The 18,334-nt window shown below is 68.1% G+C and carries 19 protein-coding genes and 1 riboswitch; of the genes, 12 read left to right on the plus strand and 7 right to left on the minus strand.

The annotated features are described in order from the left end of the window. Positions 1 to 97: 97 nt before the first annotated feature. From ACFTSA_RS11420 to ACFTSA_RS11430, 3 genes are all read right to left on the minus strand, one after another. On the minus strand, positions 98 to 1,282 hold the full coding sequence (locus tag ACFTSA_RS11420) for a cation:proton antiporter (protein ID WP_377951375.1): 1,185 nt from the start codon (positions 1,280 to 1,282) through the stop codon (positions 98 to 100). Between the two features lie 5 nt (positions 1,283 to 1,287). Beyond that, complete coding sequence (locus ACFTSA_RS11425) at positions 1,288 to 1,770, minus strand: cation:proton antiporter regulatory subunit (RefSeq protein ID WP_377951376.1); 483 nt, start codon at positions 1,768 to 1,770, stop codon at positions 1,288 to 1,290. A gap of 120 nt (positions 1,771 to 1,890) precedes the next feature. Next, positions 1,891 to 3,294: an MFS transporter gene (locus ACFTSA_RS11430; RefSeq protein WP_377951377.1), complete on the minus strand. Its 1,404-nt coding sequence runs from the start codon at positions 3,292 to 3,294 to the stop codon at positions 1,891 to 1,893. Between the two features lie 191 nt (positions 3,295 to 3,485). On the opposite strand from ACFTSA_RS11430, the gene ACFTSA_RS11435 reads away from it, so the two are divergent. Genes ACFTSA_RS11435 through ACFTSA_RS11470 form a run of 8 tightly spaced genes read left to right on the plus strand, consistent with a single transcriptional unit; the run spans position 3,486 to position 10,684 of the window. Then, entirely contained in the window at positions 3,486 to 6,560 is a 3,075-nt protein-coding gene (locus ACFTSA_RS11435; RefSeq protein WP_377951378.1) for a Na+/H+ antiporter subunit A, read from the plus strand. After that, positions 6,557 to 7,147 (plus strand): Na(+)/H(+) antiporter subunit C, encoded by a 591-nt coding sequence (locus tag ACFTSA_RS11440; RefSeq protein WP_377951379.1) that lies wholly within the window; start codon positions 6,557 to 6,559, stop codon positions 7,145 to 7,147. The genes ACFTSA_RS11435 and ACFTSA_RS11440 overlap by 4 nt, the downstream gene beginning before the upstream one ends. Continuing rightward, positions 7,144 to 8,736 (plus strand): Na+/H+ antiporter subunit D, encoded by a 1,593-nt coding sequence (locus ACFTSA_RS11445; protein ID WP_377951380.1) that lies wholly within the window; start codon positions 7,144 to 7,146, stop codon positions 8,734 to 8,736. The genes ACFTSA_RS11440 and ACFTSA_RS11445 overlap by 4 nt, the downstream gene beginning before the upstream one ends. Beyond that, positions 8,733 to 9,278 (plus strand): Na+/H+ antiporter subunit E, encoded by a 546-nt coding sequence (locus tag ACFTSA_RS11450; protein ID WP_377951381.1) that lies wholly within the window; start codon positions 8,733 to 8,735, stop codon positions 9,276 to 9,278. Before ACFTSA_RS11445 ends, ACFTSA_RS11450 begins: the two co-directional genes overlap by 4 nt. Further along, positions 9,275 to 9,553 carry a monovalent cation/H+ antiporter complex subunit F gene (locus ACFTSA_RS11455; protein WP_354255172.1) on the plus strand — a complete coding sequence of 93 codons (279 nt, stop codon included), beginning with the start codon at positions 9,275 to 9,277 and terminating at the stop codon, positions 9,551 to 9,553. The genes ACFTSA_RS11450 and ACFTSA_RS11455 overlap by 4 nt, the downstream gene beginning before the upstream one ends. Then, the gene (gene mnhG / locus ACFTSA_RS11460; protein WP_377951382.1) at positions 9,543 to 9,959 is read left to right on the plus strand and encodes a monovalent cation/H(+) antiporter subunit G; all 417 of its coding nucleotides are present in this window, start codon (positions 9,543 to 9,545) and stop codon (positions 9,957 to 9,959) included. Before ACFTSA_RS11455 ends, mnhG begins: the two co-directional genes overlap by 11 nt. A gap of 39 nt (positions 9,960 to 9,998) precedes the next feature. Further along, positions 9,999 to 10,478 (plus strand): DUF2975 domain-containing protein, encoded by a 480-nt coding sequence (locus tag ACFTSA_RS11465; protein ID WP_377951383.1) that lies wholly within the window; start codon positions 9,999 to 10,001, stop codon positions 10,476 to 10,478. Next, positions 10,478 to 10,684: a helix-turn-helix domain-containing protein gene (locus ACFTSA_RS11470; protein ID WP_377951384.1), complete on the plus strand. Its 207-nt coding sequence runs from the start codon at positions 10,478 to 10,480 to the stop codon at positions 10,682 to 10,684. Before ACFTSA_RS11465 ends, ACFTSA_RS11470 begins: the two co-directional genes overlap by 1 nt. Positions 10,685 to 10,711: 27 nt before the next feature. Here the strand turns inward: ACFTSA_RS11470 and ACFTSA_RS11475 are convergent, their stop codons facing one another. Together ACFTSA_RS11475 and ACFTSA_RS11480 are read right to left on the minus strand one after the other, a co-directional pair. After that, positions 10,712 to 10,975: a DUF4235 domain-containing protein gene (locus tag ACFTSA_RS11475; protein WP_377951385.1), complete on the minus strand. Its 264-nt coding sequence runs from the start codon at positions 10,973 to 10,975 to the stop codon at positions 10,712 to 10,714. 75 nt (positions 10,976 to 11,050) lie between these two features. After that, positions 11,051 to 11,602, minus strand: a complete 552-nt coding sequence (locus ACFTSA_RS11480) for a heme-degrading domain-containing protein (protein WP_377951386.1) — start codon at positions 11,600 to 11,602, stop codon at positions 11,051 to 11,053. A 120-nt stretch (positions 11,603 to 11,722) separates the two neighbouring features. Continuing rightward, positions 11,723 to 11,867: riboswitch (TPP riboswitch) on the plus strand. Positions 11,868 to 11,938: 71 nt separating this feature from the next. On the opposite strand from ACFTSA_RS11480, the gene ACFTSA_RS11485 reads away from it, so the two are divergent. The 3 genes from ACFTSA_RS11485 to ACFTSA_RS11495 are packed head-to-tail and all read left to right on the plus strand — an operon-like array spanning position 11,939 to position 14,984. After that, positions 11,939 to 12,559: an ECF transporter S component gene (locus tag ACFTSA_RS11485; protein ID WP_377951387.1), complete on the plus strand. Its 621-nt coding sequence runs from the start codon at positions 11,939 to 11,941 to the stop codon at positions 12,557 to 12,559. Further along, on the plus strand, positions 12,559 to 14,184 hold the full coding sequence (locus ACFTSA_RS11490; protein WP_377951388.1) for an ABC transporter ATP-binding protein: 1,626 nt from the start codon (positions 12,559 to 12,561) through the stop codon (positions 14,182 to 14,184). The genes ACFTSA_RS11485 and ACFTSA_RS11490 overlap by 1 nt, the downstream gene beginning before the upstream one ends. Next, positions 14,181 to 14,984 carry an energy-coupling factor transporter transmembrane component T family protein gene (locus ACFTSA_RS11495; RefSeq protein WP_377951389.1) on the plus strand — a complete coding sequence of 268 codons (804 nt, stop codon included), beginning with the start codon at positions 14,181 to 14,183 and terminating at the stop codon, positions 14,982 to 14,984. Before ACFTSA_RS11490 ends, ACFTSA_RS11495 begins: the two co-directional genes overlap by 4 nt. A 4-nt stretch (positions 14,985 to 14,988) precedes the next feature. On the opposite strand, the gene ACFTSA_RS11500 is transcribed toward ACFTSA_RS11495, so the two are convergent. Together ACFTSA_RS11500 and ACFTSA_RS11505 are read right to left on the minus strand one after the other, a co-directional pair. Next, the gene (locus tag ACFTSA_RS11500; protein WP_377951390.1) at positions 14,989 to 15,486 is read right to left on the minus strand and encodes a GNAT family N-acetyltransferase; all 498 of its coding nucleotides are present in this window, start codon (positions 15,484 to 15,486) and stop codon (positions 14,989 to 14,991) included. Between the two features lie 21 nt (positions 15,487 to 15,507). Next, complete coding sequence (locus tag ACFTSA_RS11505; protein ID WP_377951391.1) at positions 15,508 to 16,485, minus strand: hypothetical protein; 978 nt, start codon at positions 16,483 to 16,485, stop codon at positions 15,508 to 15,510. Positions 16,486 to 16,725: 240 nt separating this feature from the next. On the opposite strand from ACFTSA_RS11505, the gene ACFTSA_RS11510 reads away from it, so the two are divergent. Then, a complete protein-coding gene (locus ACFTSA_RS11510; protein WP_377951392.1) occupies positions 16,726 to 18,249 on the plus strand; it encodes a UDP-N-acetylglucosamine 1-carboxyvinyltransferase in 1,524 nt (507 codons plus the stop codon). The last annotated feature ends 85 nt before the right edge of the window (positions 18,250 to 18,334 follow it).

The following is an 18,334-nucleotide window of genomic DNA, read 5'->3' on the forward strand; positions in this document are numbered from 1 at the left end:
GCGCCGAGAGGTGAGGTCTCGTCGCCTGGCTGGCCAGCAAACGTCGGGATCTCACCTCTCGATGGGTGGGGCCGTCTGAACCGGGTCCGACCCGGACTCAGGCCCGGACGGGCTCCGGCCGCGCCGGACGGGAGAACTTCTTGACGAGGGGCTCGACGTAGCGCGCAGCCAGCGGGCCCATGACCGCCATGATGAGAACGTACGCCGTGGCGAGGGCCGCAAGCTCGGCCGTAACCACCCCGGACGTCACGGCGAGGCCAGCGATAACAATGGAGAATTCGCCGCGTGCAATCAGCGCAGCCCCGGCGCGAAAGCGGCCCGGCCGCGCGATGCCGGCACGCTTGGCAGCCCACACTCCTGTGATGATCTTGGTGACGGCTGTGATCACCGCCAGGACAAGCGCCCACGCCAGCACCGGGGGGATGGAGGTGGGGTCGGTGTTGAGCCCGAACGCCACAAAGAAGATGGCGGCGAAGAGGTCCCGCAGCGGCTCAAGGATCCGCGTCGCACTGTGGGCCGTGGCGCCCGAGATCGCGATGCCGAGCATGAAGGCGCCCACCGCGGCGGACACCTGCAGCACCGCAGCCACGCCGGACACCAGCAGGGCTGCCCCCAGCAGGTTCAGGAGGAAAACCTCCGAATTCTCGCTGTGCACGGCTTTGGAGACATGGTGCCCGTGCCGCAGGGCAACCAGCAGCACCACCGTGACCACAGCCAGCGAGACGCCCACGGTCTGCAGGCCGCCCAGGAAGCTGACGCCGGCAAGCGTGGCGGTGAGGATCGGCAGATAAATTGCCATGGCCAGGTCCTCGAAGACCAGGATGGAAAGGACCACTGGCGTCTCACGGTTACCGATACGGCCAAGGTCCGTGATGACCTTGGCCGCGATGCCCGACGACGATATATACGTGACGCCGCCCATAACCATGGCGCCCACGACGCCCCAGCCGAGAAGGGCAGCAAGGGCGGCGCCGGGAATGAAGTTCAGGACGAAGTCGAGGATGCCGGCCTTCCACGATCTGCGCAGGCCGGTCACAAGCTCTTTCGCCGTATATTCCAGACCGAGCATAAGCAGTAGCAGGATGACGCCGATCTCACCCGAGAGGTGGGAAAACTCCTTCATGCCGCTCAGTTCCACGACGCCACCGGCGCCGAAGCACAGCCCGCCCACCAGATACAGCGGAATGGGAGACATCCCGATCCGCCCCGCCAGCCTCGCCAGCAGTCCGAGGCAGAATACAACTGCCCCGAGTTCGATGAGGGACAAGGCCACGCGATCCATGTGGGTCAGCCGTTGCGCAGGATGTCGGCCGCAGCGTCCAGCCCCTCTTGCGTGCCGACGGCGACCAGCAGGTCACCGGGGTGAAGGAGGAGGTCGGGCCCTGGCGACGGAACCACCTCGCCTTCACGCATGATCGCCACAATCGAAACGCCGCACCTGGTGCGGATGCGGGCCTTGCCCATCGGCTGGTTCTGGAACGGGGAGTCCGCGGCAATGGAGAATTGCCGGGTGGCGATGCCGGGAACTTCCCGGTGGGCCTCGGTCAGGGCCATGGCAATGTGCTGGCCGCCGAGCAGATTTCCCAGGCACGCCGCCTCCTCGCCGGTCAGCGGAATGGAGGCCTGGCAGGTGTCCGGGTCATCCCAGGTGGAAACGAACAGCTCGGTCTGGCCCTCGCGCAGTTCCACCACCCCGATGCGCCGGCCGGATGCTGTCATGAAGTCCTTGCGCCTGCCCAGTCCCGGGAGGTCTGTCTCTTCCACGTACATAACATCAGCCTAGTCCGCGAACCTGCGATTTCGACTGAATCTGGGGCCCCGCCAGGGGCGCAAGTGTACGTCGCACTCTGAGGCGGACCGGACGCCGGACTGGAGCCGGGCCGGAGCAGGTCAGGACTGCGGGACGACGGCGATCTCGGCTTCGCTCGGGGCCTTGACCGGCAGGAGGACAAGGAGCCCGGCGAGCAGCACCACCATGATGCCCAGGATGCCCCAGCGCTGCGCCTCGCCCTGGGCCACCAGCGGAGTGGCAACGGTGATGCACAGCGTGAACAGGGCCGGCGCGAGGAAGCTGACGGCGCGGCCGGTGGTCGCGTACAGGCCGAAGAGCTCGCCGGATTCTCCCTGCGGAGCCAGCCGGGCCAGGTACGCGCGCGAGGAGGACTGTGCGGGCCCGACGAACAGGCAAAGGAACAGGCCGAAAACCCAGAAAGTCGTGGCGCCGGACCAGGGCACTCCGAGGAACGTGTAATTGTCGTTGCCCAGCACCAGGATCACCGTTCCCGCGACCAGCAGGCCGGTGAGGGAACCGATGATCACGGCCTTGGGCCCCACCCTGTCATCCAGGAAGCCGCCGAGGATCGCGCCCACGGCCGCGACGATGTTGCCGAAAATCGCGAAAAAGATGACCTGCGGCAGTGCGAAGCCGAAGGTGCCCGCCGCGATGATCCCGCCGAAGGTGAAGACCGCCGCCAGCCCGTCCCGGAAGATGGCGCTCGCCAGCAGGAAGAAGATGGTGTGGGGGCTGGTCCGGTAGATGGCCTTGATCCTGCGCGCCAACAGGCCGTACGACGCCAGGAACCCGAGGCGCGCCGCGCGCTTCGGCTTCGGCAGTTCCGGGACGGCAAACATCACCGGCAGCGCGAAGATGACGAACCACAGGGCGGAGAACACCGCCACCAGCCGGATGTTCAGGCCGTCCTGGGTGGAGGCGCCAAACCACTCGAAGCGCGGCTGCACGAACAGCTGGAGCACGATGAGCAGGGCCACGATGCCGCCCAGGTAGCCCATGCCCCAGCCGAACCCGCTGACCTTGCCGATGTTCCGCGGCGTCGAAATCTGCGCCAGCATGGCGTTGTAGTTCACGCCCGCGAACTCGAAGAACACGTTGGCAACGGCGATCAGCGACACTCCCAGCAGGAGGAACTCGGGCCGGGGAAAGACGAAGAAGCACAATGCCGTCAGGATCGCGACGGCGGCCGTGTTAACCCCCAGCCAGAGCTTGCGGCGGCCCCCGGTGTCGGACCGCTGGCCCGTGACCGGTGCGAGCAGCGCGATGGCCGCCCCCGCAATGGCCAGCGCTCCGCCGAGCACTGCTGATGCCCGGTCTTCGCCGCCAAACGCCTGGGACGTCAGGTAGACGGTGAAGACGAACGTCGTCATGACCGCGTTGAACGCCGCGGACCCCCAGTCCCACGCCGCCCAGGCAAGGACGCGGCCCTTGCTGGAAGCATGCGGCCCTGCTTCAAGTTCCGACGACGGCTGCGTTGCCTCGGGTGCGGCTGCGGAGTTCATAGGCCGATGCTATCCGCCCGGAGCGAACAGGGAACGGGAACTCCCCCGCAGGCTGGCGAAACTTGCGCTGCGGCTGGCCAGGGCCGGGGAAAAGTGTCAGTGCCCCCTTGATAAACTGTCGGGACCGAACCCAACGAATGACCGCCTGCTCCAACCTTTGATAACCGAATTCTGACTTTGCGGAGATACCAGTGATCACAGTCCTTGCCGTGCACTTCGCGGTGGCCGCTGTGGCGCCGTTCATCTTCCGGAAGTTCGGCCGCAAATCGTTCTACGCGCTGGCCGCCGTCCCCGCCGGTTCGTTCATCTGGCTCCTGTTCCAGCACGCCGCCGTCTACGCCACCGGAGAAGCAAACACCGGAGCCCCCGCCGAATCCGTCCCGTGGATTCCAAGCCTCGGCATCGAATTCGCCTTCCGCATGGACGCCCTGGCCTGGGTCATGTCCCTCCTGGTCCTCGGCGTCGGCGCCCTGGTGCTGGTCTACTGCGCACAGTACTTCAAGGACAAGGACAGCTACCTCGGCGGCTTCGGCGCGCAGCTGCTGGCATTCGCCGGGGCCATGTTCGGGCTGGTCACCGCGGACGACCTGCTGATGATGTTCATCTTCTGGGAACTCACCACGGTCCTGTCCTACCTCCTGATCGGGTACGCGCGGACACGGCTTGCCGCCCGCCGCTCCGCGCTGCAGGCCCTCATGGTCACCACAGCCGGCGGCCTGGCGATGCTCGTCGGGCTGATCATGCTCGGGGCCAGCGCCGGCACCTACCGGATCTCGGCCATCCTCGAGCAGGCACCGCAGCTGGTTTCCGGGCCGGCGGCGGGAGCCGTGGGCGCCGCCGTCGTCCTCATCCTGGCCGGTGCGGTGACCAAATCCGCGCTGGTGCCCTTCCACTTCTGGCTTCCCGGCGCCATGGCGGCGCCAACCCCCGTGAGCGCGTACCTGCACGCCGCCGCGATGGTGAAGGCCGGCGTGTACATCGTGGCGCGCCTTGCCCCGGGCTTCACGGACACGGCCTACTGGCTGCCGGTGGTCCTCGGGCTCGGGCTCGCCACGATGCTCGTGGGCGGATACCGGGCCCTGCGCCAGACGGACATCAAGCTCATCCTGGCCTACGGCACCGTGAGCCAGCTCGGGTTCATCACCATGGTGGTGGGGCTCGGCAAGCCGGACGCGGCGCTCGCCGGCCTCGCCATGCTGCTCGCGCACGGGCTCTTCAAGGCAACGCTTTTCCTGGTGGTGGGCATCATCGACCACCAGTCCGGCACACGTGACATCCGCCAGCTTTCAGGCGTTTTCCGTTCCTCCCGGGCCCTCGGCATCGTGGCCGGCATCGGCGCCGCCTCCATGGCCGGCATCCCGCTGCTGGGCGGTTTCGTGGCGAAGGAGTCGGTCCTCGAGGCGTTCGTGCACTTCGCCGGCGAGCCCGGCTACGGGCCCTGGGGCGCGGTGGTCCTGGCGGGCACGGTACTCGGCTCCATCCTGACCTTCGCCTACAGTGCGCGCTTCATGTGGGGTGCCTTCGCCGTGAAGCCGGGCGTCGGGCCCACCCCGTTCAAGGCCATCAGGCCCTCCTTCCTGGCAGCCCCGGCCGTCCTGAGCGGCCTGACCATCGTGTACGGCCTGTGGCCCGTTCCGGTGGACGCCTGGATCCAGCCGTACGCCGCCCTGTTTGCAGGGGGACCGCTCACCGGGGGAACGCACGACGCCGGCAGCGCGGCAGGCGCCGCAGGGCACCTTGCGCTGTGGCACGGGCTGACCCCCGCGCTGGGCCTGACCGCCATCACCTTCGCCGCCGGCGCGGCGATGTTCTACGGTCGGGCGGTGGTGGACCGAATCCAGAGCGCCGTTCCGCCCTGGTTCGACGCCGACCGCGGCTACCAGTTGACCATCGGCGCACTGGACGACATCGCCGTGTGGATCACCGGACGCACGCAGCGCGGTTCGCTGTATTTCTACCTTGCCGTCATCCTCAGCGTCGCCTTCGTGCTGCCCCTGTCCGCCCTGATCGCCGCGAACAAGCCGCTTCCCGACGGGCTGTATTTCATCGACCCCAACTCGCCCCTGCAACTGGTGGCCGGAGCCGGGATCGTCATCGGGGCCCTCGCTGCTGTCCGTGCCAACAAGCGCTTCCTTGCAGTGCTCATGGTGTCCGTCACCGGCTACGGCATCGCCCTGATGTTCGCGCTGCAGGGCGCCCCGGACCTGGCCCTGACGCAGATGCTCGTCGAAACCATCATCCTGGTGGCGTTCGTGCTGGCCATGCGCAGCCTCCCCGCGGAACTGCGGGACCGCACCCGCGGCAAGTACCGGGTGGTCCGCGTGATCATCGGCCTGTCCTTCGGCGCCACCATGGTCTTCGCCGCCATCCACGCCATGGGCGCCCGCATCGCCACGCCCGTCTCCCTCGGGTTCCCCAAGCTGGCGTACGAGGGCGGCGGCGGGTTCAACATCGTCAACGTCACGCTCGTGGACATCCGCGCCTGGGACACCTTCGGTGAGATCTCCGTGCTGGCGCTGGCCGCCACCGGCGTGGCAAGCCTCATCTTCGTCCGGGGCCGCGGGGACCGGCTCCGCACGTCTTCTGCAGTGGCCGAGGGGACCGTCGGCCGCCGCCACGGCGTGGACAAGTCATCGCGGGACGGCGCCGCGCTGGCGCTGACCCGGAAGTTCGCTGCGGCCGCGCGGGACCCGTGGCTCGTTGCCGGGCGCACGCTGGCGCCGGAGCGCCGCTCCATCATTTTCGAGGTGGTCACCCGGCTGGTCTTCCACTCGATGATCATCTTCTCGCTCTACCTGCTGCTGGCCGGGCACAACCTCCCCGGCGGCGGCTTCGCCGGCGGCCTCATGGCCGGGCTGGCCCTGACCCTGCGCTACCTTGCGGGCGGCCGGTTCGAACTGCGCGAAGCCACCCCCATCAGTGCCGGCACCCTGCTCGGAATCGGACTGGCCACGGCCGCGCTGTCCGGGGCCGCCCCCGTCCTCTTCGGCGGCCAGGTGTTCCAGAGCGCCATTATCGAGTTCTGGCTGCCGGTGTTCGGCGACATCAAGTTCGTCACGTCCACCATCTTCGACACGGGCGTGTACATCGTCGTCGTCGGCCTGGTGCTGGATGTGCTCCGCAGCCTGGGCGCCGAGATCGACGAGCACTTTGAGGAACGGCCCCTGCAGCAGGACGGGCCCCAGGCCGCGCAGGAGGGCGACGGGCGCGGCGAAGAAGTGCCCGGTGGCATCCCCGCCGGATCAACCCGAGGCGGCACGGAATGACGGTAAACCTGACCCTGCTGACGGTCATGGGCGCGCTCTATGCCTGCGGCATCTACCTGATCCTGGAACGCAGCCTCACGCGCGTGCTGCTGGGGCTGATGCTGCTGGCCAACGCCACCAACCTGCTGATCCTCGCCACGGGCGGCTACGCCGGGCTGGCCCCCTTCTTCAGCAAGGACACGGACCCGGCGTCCTACAACGACCCCCTGCCGCAGGCACTGATCCTGACGTCCATCGTCATTTCTTTCGCGGTGACGGCCTTCATGCTGGGCATCATCTACCGGACCTGGGTGCTTGCCCGCCAGGACGACATCCAGGACGACGTCGAGGACCGCCGAGTGGCCGAGACCCCCAGCTTCGACGCCGAAGACGACGCCGTCATCCCCGTGGAAACCTCCGAGTTCCCGCTGCCCATGCGCGGCGCTGACGGTTCCGGCCCGGACGGTTCCGCGGCGGCGGAGCCGTCGGCGACCGTGGAGGCAGGCGGCCGGACCCTCCTGGCGGAACACGCGGCGCTGGAGGAGAAACCGGGATCCGGCAACATCGCTGCGGAAAACGGCACGGCTACGGACGGAGGCGCGAAGTGAACCTCGCAAGCCTTGCCCCGCTCGCCGTCGTACTTCCCATCCTGGGCGCGGCGCTGACGTTCGTGCTGATCCGGCACTCCCGCGCGCAGCGCGCCGTCAGCATCGGCCTGCTCTCGCTCACCCTGCTGCTGGAGTGCCTGCTGCTGGCGTCCGTCTGGAACGGCGGCACGTCCGCGGTGAACATCGGCGGCTGGGTGCCGCCCTTTGGGATCGTGATGGTGGTGGACCAGTTCTCCTCGCTCATGCTCGTGGTGTCCTCTGCGGTGAGCCTGGCCGTCCTCGTGTACGCCACCGGGCAGGGCATGGCCGACGGCGACCAGGATGCCCCGGTGTCGATCTTCCACCCCACGTACCTGATCCTCGTGGCCGGGGTCTCCAACGCGTTTCTCTCGGGGGACCTGTTCAACCTCTACGTCGGCTTCGAGATCCTGCTGACGGCAAGCTATGTGCTGATGACCCTCGGCGGAACGGGCCCGCGCATCCGGGCGGGCGTCACCTACGTGGTGGTCTCGGTGGTGTCGTCAGTGCTGTTCCTGATCGCCATCGCCATGGTCTACGGCGCGACCGGCACCATCAACATGGCGGACCTTGCCATCAAGCTGTCCGAACTGGACCAGGGAACCAAGACGCTCCTGCACGTCATGCTGCTGGTGGCCTTCGGCATCAAGGCCGCCGTGTTCCCCCTGTCTTTCTGGCTTCCGGACTCGTACCCCACCGCGCCGGCCCCGGTCACGGCCGTGTTTGCCGGCCTGCTCACCAAGGTGGGTGTGTACGCCATGGTCCGCACGGAGACCCTGCTGTTCCCCGGCGACAGCCTCAACACGCCCCTGATGGTGGTGGCGCTGCTGACCATGGTGGTCGGTATTCTGGGTGCGCTCGCCCAGAGCGATATTAAGCGTCTGCTGTCGTTCACCCTGGTCAGCCACATCGGCTACATGGTGTTCGGCCTGGCGATGTCCTCCGTGGCAGGGCTGGCCGCTGCAGTGTTCTACGTGGCGCACCACATCACCATCCAGACCAGCCTGTTCCTGGTCACCGGCCTGATCGAGCGCCGGGGCGGCAGTTCCTCCGTGGACCGGCTGGCCGGGCTGGCTAAACTGTCCCCGCTGCTGGCGCTGCTGTTCTTCGTTCCCGCCATGAACCTTGCGGGCATCCCGCCCTTCTCCGGATTCTTGGGCAAGCTCGGCCTGATGCAGGCCGGCATCGGACTGGGCACCCCGCTGGCCTATGCCCTGGTGATCGGCGGCGTGCTGACGAGCCTCCTGACCCTCCTGGCCGTTGCCCGCGTGTGGAACCGTGCGTTCTGGCGCAAGGCCGAGGACGCGGAGCACCCTGACCCGGTGCTCCTCGCTCCCGCCCCGGCAGTGGAAGCCGGCACGACGGCGCTACGCCTCCTGCCGCGGACCATGGTGGGGTCCACCCTGGGCTTGGTGGTGCTGGGTGTGGCGCTCACCGTTTTCGCCGGGCCGCTCTTCCACGTGGCGGACCAGTCCGCCGCGGCCATGCTGGACAGGTCCGCCTACATCCAGGCGGTGCTTGGTGACGGCACACCCGTTCCCGCTTTGGCGCTGAGCGGAGGCGGAAGGTGAGCCGGAAAAAGGTGTCCCTGCGGCAGGAACTGCCGCTGCTGGTGTGGCTGGTCATCGTCTGGGGAGCGCTCTGGCAGGACTTCAGCCCCGGCAACCTGCTCTTCGGAGCCCTGCTGGCGGTTGCCGTGGCGCGCCTGTTCTACCTGCCGCCGGTGGATCTGAGCGGCCGCTTCAACGTGCTGCGGGCCGTTCCGTTCGCCGCGGTGTTCCTCGGCAAGGTGGTGGCCGCCAGCTGCCAGGTGTTCTACCTGGCGGTGGCCCAGGGGCCCAAGGTGACCAACGCCGTCGTCGCCGTTCGGTTGCGCAGCCATTCAGACCTGATGGTGACGGCGACCGGCCACGTGATTTCCCTGATCCCAGGGTCGCTGGTGGTGGAGGTGGACAGGTCCACCTCCACGCTCTACATCCATGGACTGAACGTCCGGAACGGGGAGGACGTCCTCAAGCTGCGCAAGGAAGTCCGCGACACCGAGGCGGGGCTCATCCGGATCATGGGAACGAAGGACGAGCTTGCCGCCCTGAACCAGGAAGCAGGCGCATGATGGAACTGGTCCTCACCGTCACGGCCGTGGCGCTGGCCCTCGCCGCCGCGGGCGCGATTATCCGCATCGCCCGTGGCCCGTCGCTGCTGGACCGGGTCCTCGCGGCGGACGTGCTGCTGGCTATTCTCGGCGCGGCGCTGTGCATCGACATGGCCGTGAACCGGCACCTGAACAACCTGATGCTGGTGGTGGCCATCTCCGTCATCGGCTTCATCGGCTCGGTGACGGTGGCCCGCTTCGTGGCCGACAGGAGGGGGCAGCCGAATGAGTCCTGAACCGAATGCCGTGGATGCCGTCATCGATGCTGTGTCGGCCGTGTTCATGGTGGTGGGTGCCCTGATGTCGCTCGCCGCCGCCATCGGCCTGCTCCGCTTCCCGGACCTGATGAGCCGCATGCACGCCGCCACCAAGCCGCAGGTGCTCGGCCTGTTCCTGCTGCTGGCCGCGGTGGGACTGCAGCTGCGCACCTGGTGGGTGTGGCCGGTGCTGGCCGTTGCCTGGATCTTCCAGCTGCTCACCGTGCCGGTCTCGGCCCACATGGTGGGCCGCGCCGGCTACCGCACCAAGCACCTCCACAAGGAACTGCTCAGCACCGACGAGCTGGAGGCCGTGGTGCTGAAGGCCGCCAAGGCGGCCAAGGACTCGGAAGAGGACGACGGCGGTAACCACCCGCCGTCGTAGGCGATTGAAAATCGATAGGAAACCAGCGATACTCGATCCATGCACAAGACACGCCTGGCGGTAACCGCGCTTCGGATCCTGCTGATAGCGGCCTTCGGCCTGCTGCTGGTGTTCCAGACCCTGTCCCTGCCCGGGCAGTTTGCCTACATGGCGCAGGAGAACCCCGCCGATGCGCCCCTGCAGTGGCCGCTGACCGTCTTCGCAGTGGTGGAAGTGGCCTGCGTGCAGGTGGTGATCGTGAGCACCTGGAAACTCTTGACCATGGTCAAGCGGGACCGCATCTTCAGCAACGCAGCCCTGGCCTGGGTGGACGCGATCGTGTGGGCGGTGCTCACGGCCTGGGTCCTGCTGGCCGGTCTCTTCCTCTTCATCGTGCTGAATGCCGACGATCCCGGAGTGCCGATGATCCTGATGCTGATGCTGGTCGGCGGCGCCGTCATCGGCCTGCTCATGGTGGTGATGCGCGCGCTGCTGCGGCAGGCCACGGCACTGCGGACCGACATGGAAGCCGTGATCTGATGCCCATCGTGGTGCGCATCGACGTCGAACTGGCCAAACGCAAAATGAGCGTGGGGGAGTTCGCGGACCGGGTTGGCCTGACGCCGGCCAACGTGGCCGTGCTGAAGAACGGACGGGCCAAGGCCGTGCGCTTCAGCACGCTGGAGGCCATGTGCAAAGTGCTCGGCTGCCAGCCAGGCGATCTGCTCGAGTGGGTCGAGGACTAAACCGGTAAGACCGGCCGGCGTCGGGGCCTAGACGATGTCCTGGGTCTTCGCGAAGCGGGTGATGGCCCGCTGCGTGCCGCGGTTGGCCAGCACCTGGATGACCGCGCTCACGGACGCGGAAACGAGCGCGAACGTCAGGGCCGTGCGCAGCGTGGTGGGGACATCGTCCTTGTCACCCTTGGGCGGCTTCTGCCCGGTGACCTTTTCCCAGATGGTATCGACGGCCTTGGTGCCGGCGAATCCTGCCAGCAGGCTGATGCCCGTGCCAAGCAGCTTGATGAAGAAACTCATTCCGGAACTCCTCGCGTGGTGAACACTGGTCTTTGCCTAGCCTATCCGGACGAAACAGCCTATCGGCATGAAACGCTAGCTTTGCCGCATGGACCGGTGGATTTCCCGCAACGCCTGGACCACGAGGTCGTGGTCCGCTTTCTGCGGCAGCCCGGACACCGTGACCACGGCCACCGCTCCCACATCCCGGACATAGATTGGGAAGGCTCCGCCGTGCGCGGCGTAGGTGGACTGGTCGAACCAGGCGTTGTCCTCGATCCGTCCGCCGCCGGCCCTGCCGCGCAGGCCCACCAGCAGCGACGGCTCCTCGTAGCGCACGGCAGTGCGCCGCTTGGCCCGCACCCAGCCCTCGTTGTCCGGCGTGGCACCCTCGAGCGCCACGTGAAAGAGGACCTGTTCACCCTTGGTGATGTCGATGGCAATGGGGAGGTTGTCCTCCTTGCCGCGTTCAACCAGTTCCAGGCCGAGCGCCAGGGCGTCGTCCTTGCTGAACCTCGGGAACTGCAGCTCGGCGATTTCACCCTCGATCTGACCGATCAGGGCTTCCAGGGCTCCCGCCGGCTGGTCCTCGGCGGAATCGGGGTCAAAGGCGGGCAGGCCAGCGCTGCCGGAGTCCTGTAGCGTCATGGCCCCAATGTACTCCGGGCGGCTGCCCCGGCCGCGCAGGGAGCCCTCCCCGACTGTGACGGCGGCCCCGGAATTCCGGGGCCGCCGAGGTGTAAACTGGACCAGCCCACAAGGGCAGATTTATTACGACAGGGGAGCGCCGCCGTCGGGATGCAAAGGCCACTTGCCAGAGCAGCCGCGGATGGGCGCTGAGAGTGCGGACAGCCGCAGACCCTCGAACCTGATCCGGCTAGTACCGGCGCAAGGGAGTCGAGTTCTCAGAGCGCCCGGCAGAAGGTGGCCCGCCACCGGCAGCCGGGGGAACGCTTTCCCCTCCTGTTCCTCAGGAGGACCATCATGACAACAGCAGCAATCAAGAAGACCAGCTATAACTGGCGCGTGGCGGACATCGTGGTGGCGGCGCTCATCGCCGTTGCCGGCGGCGTCATCTTCTGGGCCTGGTCCCAGGGCGCCAACCTCATCTCCGCTCCCGTCAACGCCGTCTACCCGCCGCTGAGCGGTCTGTACGCCGGAGGCTGGATGATCCCGGCGGTCCTGGGCATGCTCATCATCCGCAAACCCGGCGCGGCCCTGTTCTGCGAAACGGTCGCAGCCACCGGCGAGCTCATCATGGGCTCCCAGTACGGCACCACGGTGCTGATTTCCGGCGTCCTCCAGGGCCTGGGCGCGGAGCTCGTGATCGCCGCCCTGGTGTACCGGAAGTTCAACCTCCCGGCCTCACTGCTTGCCGGTGCCGGCGCGGGCCTGTTCTGCGGCCTCAACGACTCCTTCGCGCCGTGGGGCTGGAACATCGCCTACGCCCCAGGAGACAAGCTCGCGTACATCGTGTTCTGCGCCATCTCCGGCGCAGTCATCGCCGGTGCCCTGTCCTGGATCGCCACCCGCGGCCTGGCTAAGACGGGCGTACTGGGCTCCTTCGCGTCCCGCAAGGCAGCCACGGAGCCCGTCTTCTCCTGATGCCCGCACATCACGACGGCGGCGTCCGCCCCGCCGCGGTACGCGCCCGCGGCTGGGGCTGGCGCCACGCCGGCCGCACCAAGCCGGCCGTCCACGCCCTGGACCTGGACATCCGGCCCGGCGAACGGGTCATGCTGCTGGGCCCCTCCGGGGCCGGCAAGTCCACGCTGCTTCACGCCCTGGCCGGCGTACTGGGGGACAGCGACCCGGGCGGCAGTTCGGCCGACGACGGCGGTCCGCAAGGCACCGGGGCGCCGGACCCTGACGACGCGGACGAGAGCGGTCAGCTGCTCATCGACGGCGCACCGTCGCGCGCGCAGCGCGGCCGTGCGGGACTCATGCAGCAGGACCCGGAAACCCAGGTGGTGCTTTCCCGCCTGGGCGACGACGTCGCCTTCGGCGCCGAAAACCTCTCGGTGCCCCGCGGCGAGATCTGGCGCCGCGTGCACGAGGCACTGGACGACGTCGGACTCGCCCACCTGCCGCTGAACCACCCGACGTCGGCCCTGTCCGGCGGCCAGAAGCAGCGACTGGCCCTGGCCGGCATCCTGGCGATGAGGCCGGGACTGATCCTGCTGGACGAGCCCACCGCGAACCTTGATCCCGCCGGCGTCCTGGAGGTCCGGGACGCCGTGGGCCGCTGCCTCGACAAGACCGGGGCCACCCTGGTGGTGGTGGAGCACCGGGTTGCCGCGTGGAAAGACCTGGTGGACCGCATTGTGGTCCTGCAACCGGGGTCGGCAGCGGACGGCGCGGTGCTGATCGACGGCACGCCGGACGAGGTCCTCCAGCAGGCCCGCGGGATGCTCACCGCCGCCGGCGTCTGGGTCCCGGGCTACGTTCCCGAAACCCGGCACCGCTCGGCCGCCGGTCCGTCCAACGCCAATAGCGGCCGGCTGCTGCTCGCGGCCGAAAAGCTGGCGGTGTCGCGGGAACGTCCCAGGCGCCGCGGCTTCCGCGCCGTACCTCCCGAGCCGGTGCTGCGCGACGTCACGGCACAGGTCCGGGCAGGGGAGGCACTGACCGTCACAGGTCCCAACGGCGCCGGCAAGTCCACCTTTGCGCTGACCCTCGCCGGGCTGCTGCCGCCGGTGGACGGCAAGGTCTCCGCGACCGTTGAGCTGAGCGCCGGCGCCGGGATCGACCCGTACAAGTGGAAGGCCGAGCACCTGATCTCCCGGATCGGCACCGTGTTCCAGGAACCCGAGCACCAGTTCGTCACCGGCCGCGTCCTGGACGAGCTGCAGTTCGGCCCGCGCCACCTGGGCCGCGGCGAGGAGCGCGTCGACGAACTCCTGGAGCGCCTGCGCCTCACGCATCTGGTGGACGCCAACCCGTACACCCTGTCCGGCGGTGAGAAGCGCCGGTTGTCAGTGGCCACAGTCCTGGCCGCGCACCCGCAGGTGCTGGTCCTGGACGAGCCCACCTTCGGCCAGGACGCCAACACCTGGGCGGAACTTGCCTCGTTCCTTTCCGAACTGCTCGACGCCGGTACAGCCGTGGTGTCCGTGACGCACGACGAGGAGTTCACCCATGTGCTCGGCGGCACCGAGCTCCGGCTGGGCTCCAAAGGCCGGCCCGAGCCCAGGGCCATCGAGCCGACATCCGAACAGGCGGCGACATGAGGGAAGCACTGACACTCGCCGGAAACCGGGCGGTGCTGACCCGGGCCAATCCGCTGGCCAAGTTCGCCGCGGTTTTCCTGGTCACCTTGGCCCTGGCGCTGTCCATCGACTGGATGTCCGCCTCCGTGGCCCTCGCCTGCGAGCTGCTGGTCTTTCCGCTGGCCGGGCTCACGTTTTCGCTGCTCTGGCAGCGCGGCTGGCCGCTGATCCTGGCCGCCGCCGTGGGCGGCTGGAGCACCTCCATCCTGGCGCCGGACAGCGGAAGGATACTGCTCGACGTCGGACTCTGGTCCATGAGCGAAGGTTCCCTTCAGCTGGGGCTGGGTTTTCTGCTCCGGGGCCTGGCCATCGCCCTGCCCGCGGTGCTGCTGATGAGCTGCACCGATCCCACCGACCTGGCGGACGCCCTGGCGCAGAAGGCCCGGCTGCCGCACCGTTTTGTGCTGGGGACCCTGGCCGCGATGCGGCTGGTGGGGCTGATGGCAGAGGAGTGGCAGACCATCGGCATGGCCCGGCGCGCCCGCGGCGTGGGATCGCGCGGCAACCCGTGGCAGCGCATGCGGGCCACCCTGGGGCAGAGCTTCGGCCTCATGGTCCAGGCCATCCGCCGTGCCACCCGGCTGGCGGTGACCATGGAGGCCCGCGGTTTCGGTGGTGGCAGCCGGACCTGGGCGCGTGTCTCCACCTACAGCGTGCTGGACATCTGGGTGGTGCTCGGCGGAGTCCTCATCGCCGCCGGTGCCGTGGCCGCCGCGGTGTGGGCCGGCACGTGGCACATGGTGTGGCTGGAGGGCTCCTAGGAGGCTATCGCCGGGCCGGCCGCGCCATCCGGACCTCGGCCTGCCCCTCCCAGTCCTCGACCGTGTCCCTGGCGCCGGTAAAGACGAAGCCGTTGCGCCGGTAGAAGGCCTGGGCGCGCGGGTTCTCCTCGGCAACCCACAGCCCGGCCTGCTCGTTTCCGATCGCGGCATCGAGCAGTGCCTGGCCCAGCCCTCTGCCCTGGTGGGAGGCGAGGAGATAGATGCCCCAGAGCTCGGTCTGCTCCCGCACCCCATCCTCTGGCGGAAGCGAGCCGGCGAAACCCACCAGCGTGCCGCCGTCGGCCGCTACGTACTGGCGGCATGCGTGCGGACCGGCCAACAGGTGGCGCCACATCGCCAGCCTCCCTTCCACACCCTGGCTGGCCATGAAGCCCGGTGACAGCAGGTGCCCGTAGGTTTCGCGCCAGCATTCCAGGTGGAGCCGGGCCAGGTCCTCGGCGTCTTCGGGCGCGGCCAGGCGCACGCGGCAGATGTGGTCCATGGGCCGAGTCTAATGTTGTCCTCAGATGCACGAGTGGTCGTGGTCGAAGCCGTCGGCCACGAACTGGGTGAGCACTACGTGGCCGCCAGGGGTGAGGGGCGCCGCGGCACACATGTCCTTGGCCTCGGCGGCGCTGTGCGCCCCGGCGAGCCAGCTTGGCAGGGAGTAGAGGCTGCTGGCAGAGCCCACCTCGCCGACGATCTGACCCCACTGCCGGGCGGAGGAGTAGATGCCCACCCTGGCGCCGATGCTGTGGAAGAAGTCCGCCATGCCTTCGAGGTCCGCCCGGTTCGCGTTCCTGTCGCCTGACCAGCTGTTGCCCGTCTCCACGTCCAGCCACCAGAGGTACGTCTCAGGTTCGGGAATCGTGCGGAGGTAGGCGTCGTCGAAGGCCTTGGCGTACCCGTACATGTAGGCGCACGCTGCATCCTCCTGCCCCTGGCACGTGCCGTAGGGGTTGGACACGGTCTCGCCGCCGTACTCGTTGTTCGTCGGCCACCAGGTGCCGCGCAGCCCGGGGTTGGCCGTGTTCACGTAGAGTGCCAGCCGTGGCTGCCCGGTCCCGCCGGCCGAATCATCCGCCCAGTCGAGCTGCTGGTGGAGGCATGGGTTCGTGGTGTTCGCCAGGCCGTTGTTGACCCCGACAATGGCGAACGCGGGATCGTCAGGCAGGCCGTCGCTGCACTGCGGCCAGGAGACGTCGTTGCCTACCAGCGTTTCGGCGTCGGAACCTGACGGCAGCCGCGGGGGTTGCCGCGTTGCCGGCTGCGGTGAATGCCGTGGTGGGCGAGGTTGCGCCTGCGCTGCGGCGCCGGGACTGGCGGACGCCCCGGGCGGCGCCTGGGTGACCGCTGCTCCGGGAGCCGGCGGCGCGCCGTCGTCGAGCCTGGGTCCCGGGATAAAACCGACGGCGGTTGCGACGATGAAGGACAGCAGCGCTGAAGCCCGGCGCCCTTCCGAGCGCCTCCTGGTCAGTACAGCGGAGCTGAAAATGGACACGGCGGCCTCCCGTTCCCTCACGGCCGCAACAGGTACCGCTAGCTTGCGCCCGGACACGCGCCGCGGTCAAGGCGGCCGCCGGGGGCTTGACGCGCGCCGCGAATGCCGAGACGGATTCTGTCACAGGACTCCCGCGCGTTTTTGAAAATTTATGCATGCAACGGGTATGTCAGGCGCCCGAGCGCAGTATTGTGAGGGCATGAGGCGACGAAATAACTCATACGTGATATATTTTTGTCCATGACTCAACAGACCGCTGAACACGTCGGCCTCCTTCTCCGCGATGCCCGCGGCCAGAAGGGGTGGACCCAGGGCCAGTTGGCCGCGGAACTTGGCACCAGCCAGAGCGCCGTGGCCCGGATGGAACAGGGCAAACAGAACCTGAGCCTGAAAATGATCCAGCGGCTGGAAACGATCTTCGGCCGCAGCATCGTCCAGCTTGGCAAATCGCAGATGACACACCTTCGGGTGGAAGGCGGCCGGACGCTCTCCGGTTCCGTTGACGTCAACACCAGCAAGAACGCCGGGGTCGCCCTGCTCTGCGCCAGCCTCATCAACCGCGGGACCACGACGCTGCGCCGGCTGGCCCGCATCGAGGAAGTCAACCGCATCGTGGAGGTCCTGAGCAGCATCGGCGTCGAGTGCACCTGGCTCAACGACAACGACCTCCAGCTCCGCCGTCCCGCGGACCTGGACCTTGAGTCCATGGACGTCGAGGCCGCACGCCGCACCCGGAGCGTCATCATGCTGCTGGGACCGCTGCTTGATGAGACAGATGAGTACCGGTTGCCCTATGCCGGCGGCTGCGATCTGGGCATCCGCACCGTGGAGCCGCACATGCAGGCGCTGCGGCAGTTCGGCCTGTCCGTGGAGGCCAGCTCAGGCTTCTACTCCGTGCAGGCACCGCCCACCGACGAGCTCGACCGCTCCTTCGTGCTGACGGAGCGTGGCGACACCGTGACCGAGAATGCCATCATGGCCGCCGCGCACCGCTGCGGTACCACGGTCATCCGCAACGCCAGCCCCAACTACATGGTCCAGGACCTCTGTTTCTACCTGCAGCGGCTGGGCGTGGAGATCGACGGTGTCGGGACCACCACGCTGAAGATCACCGGCAAGCCGACCATCGACGTCGACATCGAATACTTCCCTTCCGAAGACCCCATCGAGGCGATGAGCCTTATTACCGCCGGCATCGTGACCAACTCCGAGGTGACCATCCGCCGCGTGCCCATCGAATTCATGGAGATCGAGCTGGCCACGCTGGAGCAGATGGGCCAGCAACTGGAGATCTCCGGCGAGTACACGGCCCGCAACGGGCGCACCCGGCTGGTGGACGTGACCACCAAGCCGTCCGAGCTGCGCGCACCGGAGGACAAGATCCACCCGATGCCCTTCCCGGGGCTGAACATCGACAACCTGCCGTTCTTCGCGGTGATCGCCGGCAACGCCGAGGGCCAGACCATGATCCACGACTGGGTCTACGAGAACCGCGCCATCTACCTGACGGAGCTGAACAAGCTGGGCGCCCGGATCCAGCTGCTGGACCCGCACCGGATCTACGTCAACGGACCCACGCGCTGGCGCGCCGCGGAGGTGGGCTGCCCGCCCGCGCTGCGCCCCGCCGCCTGCCTGCTGCTGGCCATGCTGGCAGCCCGCGGCGTGTCCGAGCTGCGCAACATCTACGTCATTGAGCGCGGGTACGAGGACCTGGCCGAGCGGCTCAACACCATCGGCGCCAAGATCGAGTACTTCCAGGACTGACGGCCCCCCGAAACCACTGCGCGAACTGGCAGATAACGACCTCTCCGGGCGAATTTGAGGGTGTTACCTGCCAGTTCGCGCTTCG

This window comes from Arthrobacter sp. NPDC057013, assembly GCF_042674585.1.
GTDB lineage: Bacteria > Actinomycetota > Actinomycetes > Actinomycetales > Micrococcaceae > Arthrobacter.

Coding starts and splice junctions, on each gene's coding strand:
- ACFTSA_RS11420 (WP_377951375.1), bottom strand. CDS start 1,282: ATGGATCGCGTGGCCTTGTCCCTCATCGAACTCGGGGCAGTTGTATTC.
- ACFTSA_RS11425 (WP_377951376.1), bottom strand. CDS start 1,770: ATGTACGTGGAAGAGACAGACCTCCCGGGACTGGGCAGGCGCAAGGAC.
- ACFTSA_RS11430 (WP_377951377.1), bottom strand. CDS start 3,294: ATGAACTCCGCAGCCGCACCCGAGGCAACGCAGCCGTCGTCGGAACTT.
- ACFTSA_RS11440 (WP_377951379.1), top strand. CDS start 6,557: ATGACGGTAAACCTGACCCTGCTGACGGTCATGGGCGCGCTCTATGCC.
- ACFTSA_RS11455 (WP_354255172.1), top strand. CDS start 9,275: ATGATGGAACTGGTCCTCACCGTCACGGCCGTGGCGCTGGCCCTCGCC.
- mnhG (WP_377951382.1), top strand. CDS start 9,543: ATGAGTCCTGAACCGAATGCCGTGGATGCCGTCATCGATGCTGTGTCG.
- ACFTSA_RS11465 (WP_377951383.1), top strand. CDS start 9,999: ATGCACAAGACACGCCTGGCGGTAACCGCGCTTCGGATCCTGCTGATA.
- ACFTSA_RS11470 (WP_377951384.1), top strand. CDS start 10,478: ATGCCCATCGTGGTGCGCATCGACGTCGAACTGGCCAAACGCAAAATG.
- ACFTSA_RS11475 (WP_377951385.1), bottom strand. CDS start 10,975: ATGAGTTTCTTCATCAAGCTGCTTGGCACGGGCATCAGCCTGCTGGCA.
- ACFTSA_RS11480 (WP_377951386.1), bottom strand. CDS start 11,602: ATGACGCTACAGGACTCCGGCAGCGCTGGCCTGCCCGCCTTTGACCCC.
- ACFTSA_RS11485 (WP_377951387.1), top strand. CDS start 11,939: ATGACAACAGCAGCAATCAAGAAGACCAGCTATAACTGGCGCGTGGCG.
- ACFTSA_RS11490 (WP_377951388.1), top strand. CDS start 12,559: ATGCCCGCACATCACGACGGCGGCGTCCGCCCCGCCGCGGTACGCGCC.
- ACFTSA_RS11495 (WP_377951389.1), top strand. CDS start 14,181: ATGAGGGAAGCACTGACACTCGCCGGAAACCGGGCGGTGCTGACCCGG.
- ACFTSA_RS11500 (WP_377951390.1), bottom strand. CDS start 15,486: ATGGACCACATCTGCCGCGTGCGCCTGGCCGCGCCCGAAGACGCCGAG.
- ACFTSA_RS11510 (WP_377951392.1), top strand. CDS start 16,726: ATGACTCAACAGACCGCTGAACACGTCGGCCTCCTTCTCCGCGATGCC.